The organism is Fictibacillus sp. Mic-4, from assembly GCF_049843615.1.
GTDB classification, from domain to species: domain Bacteria; phylum Bacillota; class Bacilli; order Bacillales; family Fictibacillaceae; genus Fictibacillus_A; species Fictibacillus_A gelatini.
This window is the reverse complement of sequence record NZ_JBBHZM010000001.1, coordinates 433,900-452,015: the sequence shown is the minus strand read 5'-3', so window position 1 is coordinate 452,015 and position 18,116 is coordinate 433,900. Positions and strand designations below refer to the sequence as shown.

Genomic DNA, 18,116 nt, shown 5'->3' with positions numbered 1-18,116 from the left:
TCACTCCTTTTTCGTTTTCTTCCGTTTACTTTTCGCCTTCGGCTTTTTCTCGCGTTCAATCACATCATCAATCAATCCGTTTTCTAACGCCCAGCTTAACGCAATTCCCACGGCGTCGGATTCATCGTCTTTTTTAAACGCGAACCCAACGGGCAGCTCGATAAACTTACGTACGCCATCTTCGACTTGCTGTTTCGTTACTTTTCGCGTTTGATCCGTCATTAACCGTTTAACCGTCGTCGGCGAGATCGATTTTTCAACGATTACATAACCGAAGTCATACAACACGCGATCAACCGACGCCCAGGCGCTAAACACCGGATAATTTGAACTTTCGAATTTTGCGTTGAATCCTTCGCGAACAATTACGTCAAACGGGCGGTGTTGCCTTACGAAAAGATGTAGCCAGCTTTCGATGTGTTTCGTTCGCAAGACGTATGGTTCGTCTCCGCGGGGTTTAACGTGGTCGACGGCCACCAGCTTAGGTTTACGATTGCGTATTTCAACTACCGCAAAGCCTGGTGAGCTTAACGATGTGTCTATCGAGAGTATACGCAGGACTTCGGCGGGCTTGCGTTTAGTCATTGTCATTAATAACCTTTGTCTCCACGCTATTCGGAATTTCTAAGTAATCCAAGCCCTCGAAGAATCCCTCGATTTTAGAATCGATTTTGTTGTGGTACTCGTCGCCGCTCATAACGACATTGCCTTGCTCATCGTATAAAGTTACGATTTCCCCATCTTCTCCCCACTCTAAATCCCGTACAATTGTAAACTTTTTTATCATTCGCCCACCCCTTCACGTACTGATTTAATGTAATCGTAAGCATCCGTATAAATACGTTTCTTCCACTCAGGTAATCTCGACTTCAACGCCTGTTTCGCTTGGCCTTCGACTAACGCGAATTCTTCATCGGTTATTGACAACGCAATACTGTGTTTATAAGCGTTGTATGTCCACGTGGATAAATCTAGCGGCGGTGGCGTATTTTCACGGGCAGCCTTCGTTACTCTCGCGAATTTAGCTAGAATCTCATTTCGGTCATCTTGCGTAATATAGCGACCGAACGCTTTATTTCTAACGATGTCTTCGCGCTTCCAATCGACTCCATACGTAAGGTGATAAAGTATGATGTAATAATCGAGACCGTACATTTCCGAATACACTGTCGTTTGTAACACGTGATCCTCTTTCGGTTGGTTTAACGATTTGAACGCAGACCATCCTTTTTGAAACGACTTGACTTCGAGTCCAACGCGTAAAATTTCACCGTCGTCAGTTACGTAATGAAGAATACCGTCTGGCAGTCCGTTAAGTCCGAACTTCTCACCGTTGAAATCAACTTCGTGAATTACCTTTTTGAAATGTTCGAATGCCGGTTCGTTACGTTCCGTACGCTCAAACTTAAATCGTGGTTCTTTACCGGTTAATTTCTTGAAGTGACGTTCCGATAACATTATTTCGCGTTGAATATAACCTCCCACTTGCGATCCCAGAGCCGACCAGTTTCGCTGATTAATTGACGGCGGATTGTTGTCTGGTTTAGATCGTTTAATCTTTTCGTAAAGCTCCCGGTCTGATTTCGCTGCTCCACTTGGCGCGAAAGTAGGCCGGGGCGTTCCATCAGGTGCCGTCTTCCAATTAAAGTAACCCCACTCCGATTGTTCTCGTAAAATCCGCGCATATTGCTCGTAAAATTCTGCGTCCATTAAGTCGTCGTACGGCTGGCTATGCGAGTGGAATTCGTTTAGAAAATCGATAAAGTCATCGGCAATTTTTTGCGCCGTTGTGTACCCGGCGACTTCTGCGGTTTGTTGTCGTAGTTTTTGTGCTGCTGATTTGTTCGTGATATTTGTGATAATCCTCACGCTCCCCTTCTGTTATTATCAATTTCGTTTATTCTTGCGAATTCCCCGAATAATTCTAGCGCCTTTTTGTTGTATGCTAATGCTGCTTCTATTTCGCAATCGAATGTGCCTATGTGAATTTGTTTTCCTCCTGTGCTAATACAAGCCCGCCAACGCTGATTATTTCTAGTTCTGTAGACCCCTTTATATCCATTCTTTTTTCTTTGTACTGTATTTCTCGCATTTCCCTTGTAATCCGATATTCTTAAGTTCTTTTTTCTGTTGTCTAATCTGTCCCCGTTGATGTGGTCTACTATTTCACCTGCCTTAGCGCCAATTATTTGCCGATGAAGAAGGATAATACCTCGTTTGGGTTTCCAAATTGCTCTTGCTGCGTATCCCTCACCGTGTGTAAACCACTTATACCTCGACAATTTTTCATAATCTTCCTCATCAACTATTGCGACCTTACCTTTTGTTAATGGAATCTCTCGAAAACCACTCTTCGATTCCAACGCCATCCCCCCATCGTTTCATCAACTCTATATCGGTCTTGTTCTTTACGTTTCCGAACCGATAACTTTCGAGCATCACTTTCTCAAATTCCGCGACATCTTCACGTGTAATCGTATCGGGCACCAACAGAAGCGCTTCGTCATGGACCACGCACCACATGCGCCATCCTTTACGTTTACAAAGTTCGTGAAGTTTTATCATCGTGGCTTTCGTTTGTATTGCGCTAGTGCCCTGGATCACTGCGTTCGGCCCTTGCCGTAATGCGCGCATTATTTCTCCACGATTCTGCCATCCTTTCGGCTGTTGCTTCGCGTCGGGCAGTCGTCGCTTGCGCTGTTGTTTATCGAGCCAAACGAAGCCATTTTTACGGCAAAACTCTTTTGTTTCGTCAATCCACTTCTTAACGTTAGGTAGACGTTTGAAAAAGTCGGCAATGAACGCTTCTGCCTCGTCTTTTGTAATTCCGAGTTGTTGCGCAAGTGTTGTCGGGCCAGTACCGTACATGCACGAAAGCACCCCGACTTTCATCGCTTTACGTTCGAACGTACCATCGCCGCATTCTTCGTAAGGCTTGCCGTACACTTCGCTTGCCATCGATGCGTAAACGTCTTTTCCGTTCGCATAAGCCTCTAGTAACGTAGGTTCTTGCGTGAAATACGCTAAGCAACGGACTTCTTGTTGCGACCAGTCGCCGCCCATAATCGCCCACCCTTCGGGAGCTACGAATAATTTACGGGCTGACTTCGGTTGGTTTTGAAGGTTAACGCCTCCGCCTCCGCTAGAGAAACGGCCAGTACGTGCACCCATCGGATTAAACCGGCCGTGCAAACGTCCTGTCTTCGGGTGAATAAGCTCGGGCAGTACCGAAATGTAAGTCGAGTAAAGCTTCGTTAGTTCCTTATATTCGAGCAGTTCCGCGATAACCGGGTATTTGCCGGCTAACGGTTTTAACACTTTTTTCGCGTCAGTTGATTCAAGTTTCTGCTTCGTTACTTTTTCGAGTGCTGGCTTAAGTTGCGTGGGACTGTTTAAATTGATGTCGCCAAGTTGCGCAAGTATCGATTTCTCTTTCGTCTCAATGTCGCGTTTCATCTGCTCGCCGTACTCTTTCGCGTACTCTACGTCAATCACGAAGCCAGTACGTTCCATGTCAACCACTGCGTATAACAACGGAATTTCGATTTCCTCGCAGTACTTTAACACCGACGGCATTTTTTCCATGTGCATACGTTGAAACTCGTAAAGTCGCCAGGTTAAATCGGTGTCTTTTGCTGCGTAAACTAACGCAATGTCTAACGGTATCTCAGCGAATGCAGCGTTTTTTCCGAATAACTCCGAAAACGTATCTGACGGTTCTTTCAAATACTTGGTCGCGAGATTTTTTAATGCAAAGCTCGATTCGTTCTCGTTGAGTAACGACATAGCGATCTGCGTATCCCATTTCAATCCGTTAAGCATGATGTTGTAACGCAAAAACATGTGAATATCGAACACCGCGTTATGCAACACCTTACCGATGTTTTCGTCTTCAATAACCGGCCGTAATTTCGTTAATACATAATCACGGTCTAGTTGTTCGTCTTCAACGTGTCCGCACGGAATATAAACGTGATAGTTTGCGCGAGGTAATGTCAACGAAATCCCTACGATATGGTCCGAATAAACATCTACGCCAGTCGTCTCGGTATCAACCGCGATAATCGGTTCTTGCGCTAAGTCCCGTAATAATTGATCCAACGTTGCCGCGTCGGTAATCAATCGGTAGTTCTCCGGCGTCTTCTCGACTAGTTCCCGTAATTTAGCTTCGCGTTGTTGCTCGTTCAGTTGCCGCCAAATTCGGAGGGCTTCCGCCTTCGAAAAACGTTTGCCGGCATCGGACGGATGCCTGCCTGCCGCACCCGTCTCCATACAGCGTTTTACTTCGAGCAGTCTTTCGAGATCTGCTGGACTATTTTTCATTGCGAGAATCCGCAACCAGGCCTCGTCGAGAGTTTCGGTTGCTTTATTTTTCGCTTCTGTTGCGGCTTTCACGCGATCTTTGGCGCCGTTGTCCGCTGTAGGTTGTCTTATGTTTAGTTGTAGTTTAGGTGTCAACCACATCACTCCCCTACTATCTTATTAATCTTTGCGGATTCTCCAAATAACTCCAAAGCCTTACGGTTATAAGCTCGCGCAGCCTCCATCTCTGTCGCAAAATTTCCAATATGAATTCGTTTACCATATTGATAGATTCCGGCCTGCCATCGTTTCCCTTTTTTACTAACTCCTTTATACTTAGAAGAAAGCGGCTTTTTCTCAGGGATGCTAAATTCTTCATGATTTACATCATTTAATCTCGCGAAATCGCCAAACAATTCAAGTGCTTTTATGTTGTATGCTTTTGCGGCATCCTCTTTAGTTTTGAACACACCTATATGGATTTTCTCACTATTTAAATGAATGGATGCTCTCCACCCCTTTTTACTTTTTGTTACTCCTTTATATCCCGAAGTGTTATGAGAAGGTGTTTTTATGTTACGGCTGTTTTCTGCTCTATTGGCGATTCTAAGATTGTTCCGTCTATTATCTAATGAATTTCCGTTAATGTGATCTACTTCGTGTCGGGGATCAACTTGTAAAATTAATCTGTGCATCAAGACTGTTTTTCGTTTACCGTCTTCGTGGAAAAAGGAACTTCTGTTGATCGCATAACCTTTAGAGTAATGCCAGGGAAAATTCGATAAATACTCGTAATCACATTCATCAACAATTGCTACAAAACCTTTAGTTAAAGGAATCTCTGCCACTACACCGCCTCCTTGTTCTCCCCGTACACCGACCGATTCAACGCGATAGGTAGTTCGACCCATCGCTCGACCGCCCGCTGTTCCGTTGCCCAGTACTCGCGATTGCCCGCATTCTCGAACATGAAAACGCGCGGGGTTTCGCCTTCTGGCGCTAGCACGCCGATAAAATAGTCAACGTCATCTTTCGCGTAAGTCTTACCGCTGCCATTCGTAGCATAAACTACCCATTCGTTATTACGATCGCTACGCTTACGAATCGTCTTCACCTGTATCTTGTACTCGCAACCATTTACCGGGTCTTCCGCTTTAAAGTCGAAGGGTTCTGCGGTTCTCGTCCGAGATACCGTAAACCCGTTCGCCATTAGCGCTAGTTCTGCAACAAGTTCCGAGTACGTTCCTACTACATCCGTTATATGCGCCATTTAATCACGCTCCTTTGCGAGCCCTTTTCGTAATCCTTCGGCTATTTGTTGCGCAATCTGATCGATGTTGATGTCGTTAATATTGACGGTTACTGTGACGCTGATTGGTTGCGGGGCGGGTTCGAGTTCCGAAGGACTTACGTACCAGTGATCGCTCCCGTCGAGGTGTTCTACTCGATAGTTCCCGGTCACGTCACTCCGGTGAATGATTCGGACTTTCTCGCCGATTTCGAACTCGTGATTGCTTGTATTCGAGGTAACTACCGCTAAGTCTCCGATTTTGTATTCGTGATTTTCCGAATCCTCATTCTGTTTCACCGGAACAAGAACCATATACTCGTGATGATCCAACGAACAATTTTTTTCTTTTGTAATCGGCATTCCAAGACAACCTAGTCGTTTCACAGTATAGACGTTGTATAATCCGTGTTTGCCTTCATCTAAAATTGTGATAATCTTCTCGCCTACCCTCGCCTTTCGCGATTCTAACGTATATTCAACGCCATCAATCGTCAGTTTATCGCCGACTTTCGGTGTGTATGGTTCAAGGTGCTCTTTCTTAAAAATATCGCTAAGTGATCCGTTTTTTAATCTAATACCCCGATAAGGGTATCTAGCGCAACAATTGATTTTGGTGATGCGGATTATTTCACCGTTAGAAGCGTGATATTTTTGTATAACACGAACCAAATCCCCGACTTTAAACTTCGGCACTTCCGATTTATTTTTGGAAACGAGGGCGAAGACAATGAACATTTTTTCATAATAAGTAATAGTATGGTAATCGTTCAAATCGTCCTCGTACGCAAACCCAAAAGAATCAGTGTTTATTACTTCGTAAAATCTTCCTTTTGTTGTGTCTAAAAAATCTTCTATCGCCATTATTAAATAGCCTTCTCTCGGGCTTTGGTCAACCCTCTCGTACTGCTTACCGTCAACCTCAATTTTCGTAATCACACCGTCTTTCGCATCGATAACCTTAACGTTTTCTAATGCCGCCATTTATTCGTCCTCCTTCGATAATAAATAACCGAGTCCTGATAAAAACGTAATTGCTGCGATAAAGCTGTACGCAAGCCCAGCCGTAAAGGCGTCGACTTGTTTTCCGATGATAAGATTAACAAGGACAATCGTCCACAATATTGACGCAATGATTAACTTAACGCCCTGAATAATCCGCATTCACTCACGCTCCCTTTTCGCCTTAACAAGGAACAACACGCAAGCTACCGAAACCATTGCGTCAGCTATTCCGTAAAGTGTTTCGTTACCTACGAACGAAACGACCGCCATTATTGCGTAAAATATTGCTGCTACGCCCCAAAACGCCATTCTATCGCCTCCTTAAAACGGCAATTCTTCGTCTTCAATGTCGACTGTACCGTCTTTTTTCGGTGCTTCCAGCCCGATCAAACTTACGTCAAAGCCCGCCTTAGTCAATAATTCTACTTGCTCATCTTCGTCCGCTTCGTAAAGCAAGCCTTCAAATAGCGACATGTCGAACTGCTCCGGCGCTTTGTCGAAGTTTTTGCGCTGCTCAGGCGTTAAATCTTCGTCCATATCGATGATCGGCGTTAAAGTAACGGTCGTGCTTGTTCCGTTGCCGACTTTCGATAATTCGAACGCCAATTTGTCGAGCTTTTTCTCGTACTTTTTAATGACATCATGCACGCCCTGCGCTTGCTTTTTCGATAAATCAACGATAATCGGCTCGCCGCTTGTTAAATCGAAAAAGCCCATTGCGAAACGTTGCTTGCAGCGATATTTCGCGGCTTCTTGCGAATGTTCGTCGCCAAAATCTTTCGAACGGTCTTTGTGGTATTTCCAGGCTAAATCCCAAGGCGTTAGATCTTCGACTGGATAGCCGTTGCGCGATTTCTTTGACGGATTTTTCGCTACAAAACTATTTACTTGCTTATAGATTCCGTAAGAATAAAACGTGATAAGATCCGCGGTACCAAGCACTCTAACAACGTAAGTAGTGCCGGATTTAAAACTGGCAAATTCCGCGTTGCTACCTCCCTCATCGCTTGCATTTAGCGCGTTTAAAGCGTCTGCGCCCGCTTGATAGTTCGTCAATTGTTCGTTCCCCTTTCGGTTGATTAGTAGATTTCGAGCGCCGGATATTCGGAATCGGTGAGCGCTCAATTCGCCGGGCTATTACGCTCTCGTTACGAATTACGTTCCGATTCCTATTCCACCGTTCGCGATGCCAATATTTCGTTCCATAGGACTGGTGCGCCCAGAACGTTCCCTACCGTTCATCTATTCTCGGATACACCGAGGGGCGTTCCTATTTCCCTACTCTATCGACACGGCGGACTGTTCCCGCGCCCGTCGCAAGCTACCGAAACCGTCCCAGCCCGATAACCTCCGATGGGCGTGCGAATTACTTCGCAGCCGCTTTCGATTGCAACTCCATTTGTTCCGCAATAATTTTATCAATATTTTCTATTACCGCCACTTTCTCGGTTTAAGGACGTCCGAGTCGCCCTAATCGTTGGCGCCGTAAACTAGCGCCCCTTTCGCCTAATTTCGAAATTATCGATAAAACAACCGCCAGCTATTACGCATATTAACCACGCAAACATTAGCGTTATTACCGTCATGCCAGTCGTACCCCTTTCGGTAAGGCTTTCGTATAGTAATCGGCCGGGTCTTCGTCGGCTTGAAAGCCGCCGTTGTACGCTGCGTACGGGTTGATACGGTCTAGTTCGATTAGACGTTTAGATTTACGAGAATCGGGTATAATATTACGGGAATGTTTCAGTTTCATTTCAATTCCCACCTCCACACTTGAGTTCTGATCCGAATTTCGTTATTATTAAGACGAGCAGATTTACGAAATATCGTTAATTTGTTCGTTATTAAAACAACATGTAATCGCATATAATGTGATTAAGGTCCTGCCGCCAGGGTTTAATGCCTGAAAACCCCGACGGAGAATATAGACCTATTGCGCAACCAAATAGTCACGGTAATCGCCGAATCTATTTGCGTCAAACTTGCCGGCCAGGCGTTTGAGTGCGCGTATAACAGTTGAGTGGTGTAAGCCTAACTTTTCACCGATTGCCGTCGGTGTTGGTTTATCGCTTTCTAAGAACGCTTCAACGATTGCCGTCGTTTTTGCGTCCGCACCGCTCAGAAGGAAGTCGATCAGTTGCCGCTGGTCGTCTTCTTTTTTATTTACAATCGATGCAAACGTTGTGTCTTTCGTGTTTCCGATGTTTGCGATATGTTCGAAACTTACGTCATCTTCTAGTTGTTGTTCGTATAACTCGCGTTTTCTTCGCGTCTTCGTTTTTCTTAATAGATATGCTTTCGTTTTATTCATGGACCCTTGAACGTATTTTACTATATCATCGTTAGGGTTACGTGCTAACATCTTCACTCCATTCATCACTGCTTCATCGAATTGTTCGAGAACTTCTGACTGATCTAAGTCTTTGATTGATTGAAGTCTAACATTATTTTCTTTGGTGATCTTTTTTCGTAGCTCTACGTACATTTCGCTAAATACTTCGTCAGACTTCGTTTTGATGTACTCCAATGCCATGTTATTAATTCGTTGTTTTTCCATTAGTTCACTCTCCTGTTTTTCATCCTCACTATATACATTGCATTAGTGAATGGTTCCGCGCGCATTTTAATATTATTTTTTTATTTATGTAAAGTTCATCATTTGGCGTACTTTTAATATACATTAGAGGATTCGGTTTGTAAGGAAATTTGAATGAATTAATTTTTTTGAGAAATATTCAAATGCTTTACAATTACAAGTAATTTTTAACGATATAAAAAGGACGCCCCTAACAGACGTCCTTGATACTAAATTATGTTTTTGTTTATCCGATTGGTGGTCTAGGATCTGACATTATGCGCAGTTCGCTGCTGTTTTGTTTTGTCATATTAACAACTCCTGAAAACCCCGCAAACACTATGAAGGCAGAAGCCAAAATTACAATTAATTTTTTTTTCATCGTTTTCCCTCCAATAAAGTTTTTAGCAAAAAAAAGCATCAAGAATAAATGATTCTTCTCCCATTTTTTCTAACGCTAGTTTTGGAAGTTGTGCGAAGAAAAGGTCACCTTTGGCTCTGAATTCTCCAAGTGATGCGTACAAAGTTTTACGACACTTAAGAGCGATCCCTCTATAATATTTCTTAAATGCCGAATCTCCTTCAATTTTAACACACTCATCGAGTAACTTTAAAGCTTTTTCGGTATTTCCTTTCTTCGCTTCAAGATGCGCTCTTTCATCTAAATCATCAAGTTCAACCTCCTCGCCAAAATGAATTAGGGCAAAGTTTAGGTTGTGTTTTGCGACTTCGGCCTTTTCGTTCACCCCGTATTTATCGAGAATGTCGTAAGCTGCTCGTAAGTTGTCGATACATTTTCGTTTATCTTCGAACAGAAATGACATCCCTATAATATACATTGCGTTAGATGACAACTTCGCGCAAAAATTCTTATTCTTTATTTCTTCAGCTAATTCTCGTGCGTTATGTATCTTAAGTTTTAATAAAGAACAATGTGCTTTTACTTCGTTAACTCTTAGCTGGTAACATTCTTTGAAAAAACCATCTTCAATTGCCGAGAGATAATGTTCTAAAATATCCAAAAGTTGAAAAACTGTAGGATAGTTACCGCTTATAAAATGCGCATAGACTTCAAGCAGACTAAGCGCAGTAACGAGTTCTGGAGGCAGTTTGCTTTTAGTTTCTTTTACTTTTTTAAGTAAGTCATTACCTACAAGTGTGCCATTCTGAAAATCTAAATGCAACTTGTAAATATCTAACCATTTTCCTATCTTAATATTTTCTCTTTCTGCTTTTTCTAGAAGGAGTAAAGTAACATCATACTGCCCATTTAAAATTGTAAACTCTAATGCCATCTTAACATTCTTAGGTTTTTGAATCTTCTTACAAACTTCTCTTATTACACTGTTAAATTGGCTTTCTTGAAATAATACACTAATTAATTTTATGAAAGAATCAAACCCCAATTCGGTTCCTTTTTTAAAGTGAGTCAAAGAACCGCTTGAAATATTTATCTTTTTTTCAAGAGTAGTTAAATTCAACCCTTCCATCTCGCGTCTCTCGAGTTCATTAACTACCATTTTTACAATTGAGTCCATCCTCCGCACCCCTCTTTCAAAGAATGTTATTGAAACTTACTTTATGTTGATGTATTCTAATTATATAACATCATGTTCCCGTTTGTCCACATAATATTTTAAAAAAGGAGAAAAGTCCTAATGATTAGTTACGATCCACTACTAAAGACCTTAAAAGAGCGAAATATGACAATAAGTGATTTACGAGGTGTCGTTTTAGACGGAAAAACTATTGCTAAGTTTAACAAAGGTGAGTCACTCAAATTGTCTACAGTAGAACGCATCTGTAAGTTTTTAAAGGTTCCGATTGAAAAAGTAGTTTATATCGAGTATAAATAAATAAACGTAAAAAATAATTACATAATCGGAGGGACCCGATCATGCCGTTTAAAGTCGGCAGGTCCCGCCTCCGCGATTTACTGCGCGAAAAACGTATGACCCAAGTCGAACTTGCACGCCGTACTGGACGTAGTAAATCGCAAATATCCGATTTAGTTAACCAAAAGAACGCCGAAGCCATGTCGTTAAGGGTTGCGAAAGACATATCACATGCACTCGATTGTCATATCGAAGACCTTTTCGAATGGGAATGGTACGAATTGGATACGGAGGCGGACGAGGAAGATTAACTTCCCCTGCCGACCGAAAGTACGCAAGTTTGCGTACTAAATAAGTCAACGCGTCCCTCCACGGCTGCTTTAACCGCCTCAACTCCGTTACCACACCGCAATTCATTCGCATCTTTTGCATACACGCCGTCCCGATCAACTCCGAAAGGAACCACGCTCAATCGTTTATACCCGCGTAAATAATCGACTATTGACCGCTGCAACCGATAACCTGCCTCGTCATTGTCCGTCATGATCGCGATCTCTTCGACCGGCGCTCGTATCAATAAGTCCGCCTTTTTACGGTTGAATTTCGACCCGCCCGTTGCCACTGCGGCAAACCCACACGACATAACCGTCATCGCATCGATTTCAGCTTCCGTCAACACCGCGACTTTCGGCTTACGCCTGTAAATCACGTCAATCCCGTAGATCAACTCGCGTATCGGCACGCCTCCCTTTTCGTACCAAAACGCTTTGCCACGGGTTTTACGGTACTTTACGTTGGCCAGTAGGCCATTCGCAAGCCGGCCGTCGGGCAAGCGCCACGGTATCGTAACTGCCCCGTGTTCTTGCGAATACCCTACGCCTAACAACCGCTGCACTCGTTCATCAATGCCACGCTCACCTAAATACGGATGTCGAAACCGGTACTTATCGAGTATTCCCGCGTCAAGCGCCTGCCTGCCTCGCTCGACGATCGGTAGTCTAACGGTTAACTTCGGTGTATCTGTTGCCGTCTGTACACCGTACTGCTCGATTAAGTATTCGATTGTTTCTTCGGTTGTTTCTTCGCGCAAAAATGCGAGTAATTTAACGAAGCCACCTTTTGCGTAGTCCGGATCAACCGCGCCGGAGTCACCCCAGTTGCCGGCCTTTGCGGTCGGTGTGTCTTCAAGATAAACGTAAAAACTAGGCGAATGGTCGTATCGAAAAGGTGACGCACATAAAAGTTTTTCGGGATACCATTTTGCGCGAGTCCATTCGAATTGTTCGAGTTCTGCCTGGACGTCAACATCAATATCAATGCCATTTACGGAAATTACCGTCAATTTTTCCGTCACCTCCTAAAATAGTTTTAATTTATAGCTATTCGTGCGACAAATTAATTTTACGACTATTTTGTCGATTGTAAAAGGGGTATTTTTTGTCGAATGTGACATTTTTACTAAAACCCGAATTGTGCGGCCACTGCTTCGCCCGTTGGAAGTTCGCGTAAAACACCATAATCCAATAACGCCGTCAATTCTAACCGGAAGTCTTCCGCCCCATTGCGGCCTTTCTCAACGCCCAGTATTGCCGTACCGTCGTTAGAGTCAAACGCAAAGAGATTCGTTGCTATTTCGAGTAGCGCCTTTGACGTTTTTACCTGGTCGCGTGTCGGTAACTTTAACTCGCGATTGCCGTCTTCGTCTTGCGCTTTCTTGTCAGTTGACGCCTGCACCGCGTAAATACCGACAACATCGTGCCTTCCGACAATCTGTTCGAATTTCCGCGCAGCTTGTTCGGCAGCACCGCCCGCCGTCCTGTTCGCGTTCTTTCCATATACGTCGTCCAGTCCGTAAAACGGATCGACAACCACTGCGTCAATGTCCGGTCGCTGTGTCAATTCGCGGTCAAGGTCTTTTAAAGACCGCGTTAAGTAGTCGTCTCCTTTCGCTTGTAAAATGAGTTCACCCGGGTAGTACGAATTTAACGAATCAACCATCGACAGGAAAAACATTTCAAGCCCTTCGTTAAGTTTACCGGCCAGGATTTCACGGTTAGGCAGTCCGACTTTAACACCGCCGTCACCCTCGATTATTTCTTCGCGCGCAGTCAATACGGACATTAAGCGTGAAAGCCATAGATACGCCTTTAGTTCGTATGACTTAACGAGAACCTTTGCGCCTTGACGCAATAACTCGTCAATAAACGCGATAATGAGATACGACTTACCGCGACCGGACTCCGCCATTACCCCGTAAATATCACCGCTATACAGACCGCCGATTTCGTCATTTAACGCCTTAAACGGTGTTCGCCATAACTTGAACGATTTGCCGGCCTTACGCTTGTTGTACTCGTCGCGAAATTCGGTCTTTAGTTCGTCTAACGTTCGACCTATCGAAAGTATGTTCGTATTTCTTATTTTAATATCGTTTACATTTTCCGTCAACCATTCCGAAAATTTTTCGAAGGAATTATTTTCGAAGGCCTCGGAAAGTTTGTCGTTGACTAATTCCGCGAAACCTCTTTTCGCTGCTGCGTCCTTCAAACGCGAACACATATACGAAAAACTAGTGCCGTCATCGGCTACGTAATTGAATTCTGGGTGGTCCGCCACAACCACCGCATAGCCCGGTGCTTTCCCGCCGTTCTGCTTCGCGTATTCGTGAATGTAATCGTAGACTTCACGTTCGGCTTGCGTAGGGAAATGGTCCCTTTCGATGCCGTGCCGTTTGAGTAGGTCGACCGAATTTTCGTCGATCACTCTCGATAGTATAGCCTCGCCGTACAACCGCAACACCTCCCATGTCGTTCTTTATCCGTAGTGCGTATTATTCATTATGGTCAATGTAATAAAAGCGACCCTCTTTGTTGTATTTATAAGGTTCTTCAAAATCACAATCCATACAGCACCCTTGATACGTTCCATCATCTGGATTACCGTATTCATCAGTATTTAAAGGAAAATTCTTCACATTTTCACTTGCGCACTCTGGACATTTATAAAAAGCCATTTCCCCAACTCCTTTTTTTGTCGCTTTATCCATCTATTACGCATTATCCATCGTCAACTCCGCTATCTTCTTGTACTGTTCGCGCTCCTTCTCCCGAAACGCCTCGTCCCCGGTCTCCTCGTACTTTTTCCGATTCCAATTCGCAATGTCCAGCAAATTGTCGATGTCTTCCCGCTGTTGCTTGCGTTTCGCCTTTCGCTCTGCCGCCTCTTTTGCGGATTGTTCCCGTGCGTTTTCCTTCGCCATCTTTACCGCCTCCCCATTCGATTTTGTTGCGCTCGCCGGCGCAAGTACCGTTTCGTCCATTTCGATAATTTCGCCTGTCTCCACGTCTTGTAATTCGTAAACAAATTCCGGGTACATATCGATCACGCGGTAAACACTCGGAACGCCATCGATAGTGACCGACTCGCCAACGTCAAACATCGGTTCGAGTTCTACCGCAATAATGTCGTGATCTTCTTCAACGGGCTCTAACGTATCCTCCGCGTACAGTGACGTAGTCGGAGTGCCCTCGAGGTGGTAAACGTGACTACCGTTAATTAATTCGTAATCGTCAATACGGTAGATGGTTGGAATGCCTGCGATCCGAACCGACTGGCCTATGGTGTATTTCGGTTGCTTTGACGCGGTCATTTTGCGTAACCTCCTTCGTAATAGAACTAACGATGCGAGCGCTAAGATGCCGATTATGCGTTTAATTGTCCGACACCGCATTCGCTAAATCAAGTAACGCGAGAAACATGAACACAACGAGCCACAAACCGAAAGGTGTTAACGAAAAGCCTTCGACAATTTCGACTTTGCTTGCCATTCTAACGAGGAAATCGTAGTTTGTTGCGCATACAAAAATGAAAATTACCGTGAATAAAATACTCATTCGGACACCTCTTTCGCGATTGTAATATCGATTTGACCTTTACGATAAACTTGCGTCTTTTGGTGTTCGTTGTCATACTCGTTTTCGCCCCAGTAAACAAAGAACCATTCGTTATTTCCGGCTTCATCGAATAAATGAACTTGCGCAATATCTCGATAATCAAATACCCGTTTGTATTCCGGTTTATTCGTAATTATTAAACGGAAAAAATCCGCGTGTTTAAATCTTGATAATCGATCCGATTGTTTACGAAGTATATTATGAAAACGAACGCTTTCCGTAATTTCCGAAGCATACATAAAGTGAACGTCTTCTGCCGGAATATCGATACCTTCGCAGTTCTCGAATGCCAAGTGGATTTTTGCAACGCTTTCTAACTTCATCTTCGTATCCCCCTTTTCGATTCCCCTTCGAAATACAACGGTATACATTGATCGCGAATTCGGTCAACTAGCCGTTTTTCACCGAAAATGTCGTATAAATCATACGGATCGTAAGTGTCCTTTTCACCTTCGTACTTAATCGGCAGGTTCGACGTATAACACGTTGGCAGCCCGTTAGTCACTCGGTAATTAATCACGGAATGCAAGTCGCCTCTAAATCCATCGCTCGCCTCACGAACCCCGACGTCGTCAAGCACCGTGTATTTAGCATACTTGGCGTATTCCATTGAGCGATAATACTTAACGCTTGCTTTTTCGGCTATTTCTTCGGGCACCCGTGGCCTGTTAAATTCGTTGTATAGCGTCTGCCATTCGTTTACATCGAGGAAATAACACGGTCGGCTTATCGGAGTCTCGCCGCGCTTTAACGAGCCGACGTAATATTGCGCAAGAAACTCGTTAAGCAAACACGCAGCAGTCGTGGTTTTACCGGTACCTGGCGATTCGCTCCATAAATAAACGGATTTAATGCGGGCGTCAGACGCCTCAAATTGGCGTGTAAACGTCGATACGTACTTCGAAAGCCTTTCGTACACCTTCGTTTGATTCGTGCGTACAGGCGACGTTTTGAGCGTCAGAAGGGCGTAGTCAGCCGGCAAGTTAGCGTTGCCTGCACGTCCTCCTCTGCCGGTTGAACCCATGACGGCGTTATAATGCGGGCATAACCGCGTACAACTCGGCGTGCCAGCATGAGCGCAATTAGTAGCGAGCAGGCAACGGGATTCTAGCGTATTTAATTCGGTCAATGGCTCATTTTTCATACCACGTAATCCCTCCCTTATTCATCGCGCGAGTCGTCGATAATTTTTCCGTTCTTAGCTACGACTGAATCGATGGAGCACTCTCCTACGTTTGTCTCAGTAAAAATTTTGTCTACTACACGATAAAACTTCGGTAATTTACTTACGGATTGTACTACGTCACCAACGCGCGGTTCTTCCGGCTGTGGCGCGTTCAAATACTCCGTAGGCACTTCAAGTCCTAGCGCACGCCTTAACGCAATGGCCTTACCAATATGAACGTTGAAGCAATCGTCAGGGGCGCATTTTGCGATTCCTCGTTTAATTCCTCTAAATAAAACGGACACCACCGTTCTTTTTTCGCGATTGATGTAAAAATCGTTGACGAGTAATGGGCGTTCTTTTAATAGCCACGCAACATCACGCTTTGCCTTTTCGATGATTCGATCTCGATCTTTCTGCGGACTCCATAAACGTTCTTCTGACGTTGTACAAATTTCTGCTGTTACAGTTTCCTCGGATTCTATTCTCGCATCAAACTTGCCTTGTTCGTATCCTTCCTTGTATGCTCGCCGTCTTAACGCCTGCACCGCTTCCTCAATGTGCGCAATCAATTCGTCGTAAGGCATTTTATCGAAGTTCGCTTTGATATGCACTAACTCTACGCCTTTTGTACCGATTAAGAAACGCACGCCGTCAGTCGTTTCAACAACGTAAATTTTTCCGAAGCTCGCATGTTCGTGATCGCCGATTGCTAGAATACGTACATACTCACCGTTGCGTAGTTCTTCCCCATGATAAACCGCGTCTGGGTATCCCGCTGCCCCTGCGAATTTCATATACGTTTTATATACTAATCCATCGTTTGTAACTATCGCACTCATTCCGCGATCTACTAGATTCTCAATTTTAAATACGTCTTTTTTCATACCGTAATCCCTCCGTTTTCATTTTCGTTAAATCCATTCATCGAAATCTTCGTCACTTATTTCGTTCGCTTTCGCCTGTTCCGCCAGTTTTTTCGCCCTCACCTCCTTCGCAACGTCACTCGCTGCCCTCGGCAATTCATCGCGAAGATACGACCACATAAATCCGAAATTGATATGCGGAAAGGCTTCCGTAGGTTTATGGCGTTCCAGGCAACGATCAATGAACCGTTTTAACACCGCATTGCCATACGCCTCTTGCGCTTGTTTCAACTGGCCCTTTTCGGCAAGCCACCGTGAATGCAACGGGCCTTTTCCGAAAGGAACATATGGGGCACCGAATAGTTCCGTGTTGCGATCGGTTAAATACGAATGATATGTCGTCGTGTTCCACGTTTCTAGCGGGCGGTTGCGGTGGTCTTTTGCGGGTATTCGTTTAGTCATTCCGTGTCACCTCCGAGTACCAACGTTGCCTCGCCGTTGAGTGCCCGTCTTGCAAAATCTTTTGTATCAGCGCAAGTTGTTAAAATTTCTATAGTTCGTAAGTTACCACGTAATCGTTCAACCTCCGCAAGCAGGTCCTCTACATCCGCGCGAGCGTTAGCGTAAAATCCTGCCGTGTCATAAAACGCAAGGCTTCCGATCTCACTCGGGTAAAATATCGGGACCTTCTTCGCACGTTTCCGTATAGCTTCGATTTGTTCGTTGGTTAATCGTTGGACCATCACACAGCACTCCTTTCGTTAACCACTCGTTATCCGCGAATATTTGCGTTAATAGATTCGAAAACCTTCGCACAAATTCTTCGTCATCACATAAATCAAAGTCGCCTGTTTCGAATAATATAGCATGAGTCAATTCGTGGAATAGCGCATTAACTTGGCGTTGGTTACTTATATCATCAGCGATAATTATCGTTTGCTGACTGTAATTAACCTCTCCGTATAACGAGCGATGCTCGTGAAGTTTAGGTACGAGTTCGATTGAATAACGCATTGCCCCGATTTTAACTTCGGTTGGTAAGTTCATTTCGCATTCTCCCTCCGTAATCTCATAGTAAATATCGCAATACAACCGGCCGCAACGATAAAATCGAACGTGGCCCATTC

Annotated in this window: 27 protein-coding genes; 2 read left to right on the top strand and 25 right to left on the bottom strand. The window is 44.3% G+C overall.

From position 1 onward, the window contains the following. The 15 genes from WD019_RS02350 to WD019_RS02280 form a co-directional block, all read right to left on the bottom strand. Positions 1–585, bottom strand: coding sequence for a crossover junction endodeoxyribonuclease RuvC (locus WD019_RS02350; RefSeq protein WP_425710518.1), 585 nt, complete (start codon positions 583–585; stop codon positions 1–3). After that, positions 578–787, bottom strand: a complete 210-nt coding sequence (locus tag WD019_RS02345; protein ID WP_425710517.1) for a hypothetical protein — start codon at positions 785–787, stop codon at positions 578–580. Before WD019_RS02345 ends, WD019_RS02350 begins: the two co-directional genes overlap by 8 nt. Beyond that, on the bottom strand, positions 784–1,869 hold the full coding sequence (locus tag WD019_RS02340; RefSeq protein WP_425710516.1) for a hypothetical protein: 1,086 nt from the start codon (positions 1,867–1,869) through the stop codon (positions 784–786). The genes WD019_RS02345 and WD019_RS02340 overlap by 4 nt, the downstream gene beginning before the upstream one ends. Then, on the bottom strand, positions 1,866–2,363 hold the full coding sequence (locus WD019_RS02335) for an AP2 domain-containing protein (RefSeq protein WP_425710515.1): 498 nt from the start codon (positions 2,361–2,363) through the stop codon (positions 1,866–1,868). Before WD019_RS02335 ends, WD019_RS02340 begins: the two co-directional genes overlap by 4 nt. Beyond that, positions 2,317–4,458, bottom strand: coding sequence for a DNA polymerase (locus tag WD019_RS02330; protein ID WP_425710514.1), 2,142 nt, complete (start codon positions 4,456–4,458; stop codon positions 2,317–2,319). The genes WD019_RS02335 and WD019_RS02330 overlap by 47 nt, the downstream gene beginning before the upstream one ends. Positions 4,459–4,463: 5 nt before the next feature. Further along, a complete protein-coding gene (locus tag WD019_RS02325) occupies positions 4,464–5,150 on the bottom strand; it encodes an HNH endonuclease (RefSeq protein WP_425710513.1) in 687 nt (228 codons plus the stop codon). Further along, on the bottom strand, positions 5,150–5,572 hold the full coding sequence (locus WD019_RS02320) for a hypothetical protein (protein ID WP_425710512.1): 423 nt from the start codon (positions 5,570–5,572) through the stop codon (positions 5,150–5,152). Before WD019_RS02320 ends, WD019_RS02325 begins: the two co-directional genes overlap by 1 nt. Next, positions 5,573–6,574: a hypothetical protein gene (locus tag WD019_RS02315; protein WP_425710511.1), complete on the bottom strand. Its 1,002-nt coding sequence runs from the start codon at positions 6,572–6,574 to the stop codon at positions 5,573–5,575. Then, complete coding sequence (locus tag WD019_RS02310; RefSeq protein WP_425710510.1) at positions 6,575–6,754, bottom strand: hypothetical protein; 180 nt, start codon at positions 6,752–6,754, stop codon at positions 6,575–6,577. Then, positions 6,755–6,904, bottom strand: a complete 150-nt coding sequence (locus tag WD019_RS02305; RefSeq protein WP_425710509.1) for a hypothetical protein — start codon at positions 6,902–6,904, stop codon at positions 6,755–6,757. A 12-nt stretch (positions 6,905–6,916) separates the two neighbouring features. Further along, positions 6,917–7,651, bottom strand: a complete 735-nt coding sequence (locus tag WD019_RS02300; RefSeq protein ID WP_425710508.1) for a hypothetical protein — start codon at positions 7,649–7,651, stop codon at positions 6,917–6,919. Between the two features lie 526 nt (positions 7,652–8,177). After that, positions 8,178–8,348, bottom strand: coding sequence for a hypothetical protein (locus tag WD019_RS02295; protein WP_425710507.1), 171 nt, complete (start codon positions 8,346–8,348; stop codon positions 8,178–8,180). A 177-nt stretch (positions 8,349–8,525) separates the two neighbouring features. Further along, the gene (locus WD019_RS02290; protein ID WP_425710506.1) at positions 8,526–9,152 is read right to left on the bottom strand and encodes a sigma-70 family RNA polymerase sigma factor; all 627 of its coding nucleotides are present in this window, start codon (positions 9,150–9,152) and stop codon (positions 8,526–8,528) included. 265 nt (positions 9,153–9,417) lie between these two features. Continuing rightward, positions 9,418–9,552, bottom strand: a complete 135-nt coding sequence (locus WD019_RS02285) for a hypothetical protein (RefSeq protein ID WP_425710505.1) — start codon at positions 9,550–9,552, stop codon at positions 9,418–9,420. Between the two features lie 22 nt (positions 9,553–9,574). Next, positions 9,575–10,708, bottom strand: a complete 1,134-nt coding sequence (locus WD019_RS02280; protein WP_425710504.1) for an AimR family lysis-lysogeny pheromone receptor — start codon at positions 10,706–10,708, stop codon at positions 9,575–9,577. 120 nt (positions 10,709–10,828) lie between these two features. Between WD019_RS02280 and WD019_RS02275 the strand changes: the two genes are divergently transcribed. Next, complete coding sequence (locus WD019_RS02275; protein ID WP_425710503.1) at positions 10,829–11,026, top strand: helix-turn-helix domain-containing protein; 198 nt, start codon at positions 10,829–10,831, stop codon at positions 11,024–11,026. 41 nt (positions 11,027–11,067) lie between these two features. Next, entirely contained in the window at positions 11,068–11,316 is a 249-nt protein-coding gene (locus WD019_RS02270; RefSeq protein ID WP_425710502.1) for a helix-turn-helix domain-containing protein, read from the top strand. Here the strand turns inward: WD019_RS02270 and WD019_RS02265 are convergent. The 10 genes from WD019_RS02265 to WD019_RS02220 all read right to left on the bottom strand — a co-directional run bounded on the left by WD019_RS02265 (position 11,313) and on the right by WD019_RS02220 (position 18,036). Then, positions 11,313–12,347: a toprim domain-containing protein gene (locus WD019_RS02265; RefSeq protein WP_425710501.1), complete on the bottom strand. Its 1,035-nt coding sequence runs from the start codon at positions 12,345–12,347 to the stop codon at positions 11,313–11,315. The genes WD019_RS02270 and WD019_RS02265 overlap by 4 nt on opposite strands. A 116-nt stretch (positions 12,348–12,463) precedes the next feature. Continuing rightward, positions 12,464–13,795: an AAA family ATPase gene (locus WD019_RS02260; protein WP_425710500.1), complete on the bottom strand. Its 1,332-nt coding sequence runs from the start codon at positions 13,793–13,795 to the stop codon at positions 12,464–12,466. A 40-nt stretch (positions 13,796–13,835) separates the two neighbouring features. Next, positions 13,836–14,051, bottom strand: coding sequence for a hypothetical protein (locus tag WD019_RS02255; protein WP_425710499.1), 216 nt, complete (start codon positions 14,049–14,051; stop codon positions 13,836–13,838). Between the two features lie 3 nt (positions 14,052–14,054). Next, positions 14,055–14,654, bottom strand: coding sequence for a hypothetical protein (locus WD019_RS02250; RefSeq protein WP_425710498.1), 600 nt, complete (start codon positions 14,652–14,654; stop codon positions 14,055–14,057). Positions 14,655–14,715: 61 nt separating this feature from the next. Next, positions 14,716–14,898, bottom strand: coding sequence for a hypothetical protein (locus WD019_RS02245; protein ID WP_425710497.1), 183 nt, complete (start codon positions 14,896–14,898; stop codon positions 14,716–14,718). Then, the gene (locus tag WD019_RS02240; protein WP_425710496.1) at positions 14,895–15,281 is read right to left on the bottom strand and encodes a hypothetical protein; all 387 of its coding nucleotides are present in this window, start codon (positions 15,279–15,281) and stop codon (positions 14,895–14,897) included. The genes WD019_RS02245 and WD019_RS02240 overlap by 4 nt, the downstream gene beginning before the upstream one ends. Further along, complete coding sequence (locus tag WD019_RS02235) at positions 15,278–16,102, bottom strand: DNA replication protein (RefSeq protein ID WP_425710495.1); 825 nt, start codon at positions 16,100–16,102, stop codon at positions 15,278–15,280. Before WD019_RS02235 ends, WD019_RS02240 begins: the two co-directional genes overlap by 4 nt. Positions 16,103–16,119: 17 nt before the next feature. Further along, complete coding sequence (locus WD019_RS02230; protein WP_425710494.1) at positions 16,120–17,010, bottom strand: hypothetical protein; 891 nt, start codon at positions 17,008–17,010, stop codon at positions 16,120–16,122. A 27-nt stretch (positions 17,011–17,037) separates the two neighbouring features. Continuing rightward, positions 17,038–17,451, bottom strand: coding sequence for a hypothetical protein (locus WD019_RS02225; RefSeq protein ID WP_425710493.1), 414 nt, complete (start codon positions 17,449–17,451; stop codon positions 17,038–17,040). Positions 17,452–17,652: 201 nt separating this feature from the next. After that, on the bottom strand, positions 17,653–18,036 hold the full coding sequence (locus WD019_RS02220) for a hypothetical protein (RefSeq protein WP_425710492.1): 384 nt from the start codon (positions 18,034–18,036) through the stop codon (positions 17,653–17,655). Between the last annotated feature and the right edge of the window lie 80 nt (positions 18,037–18,116).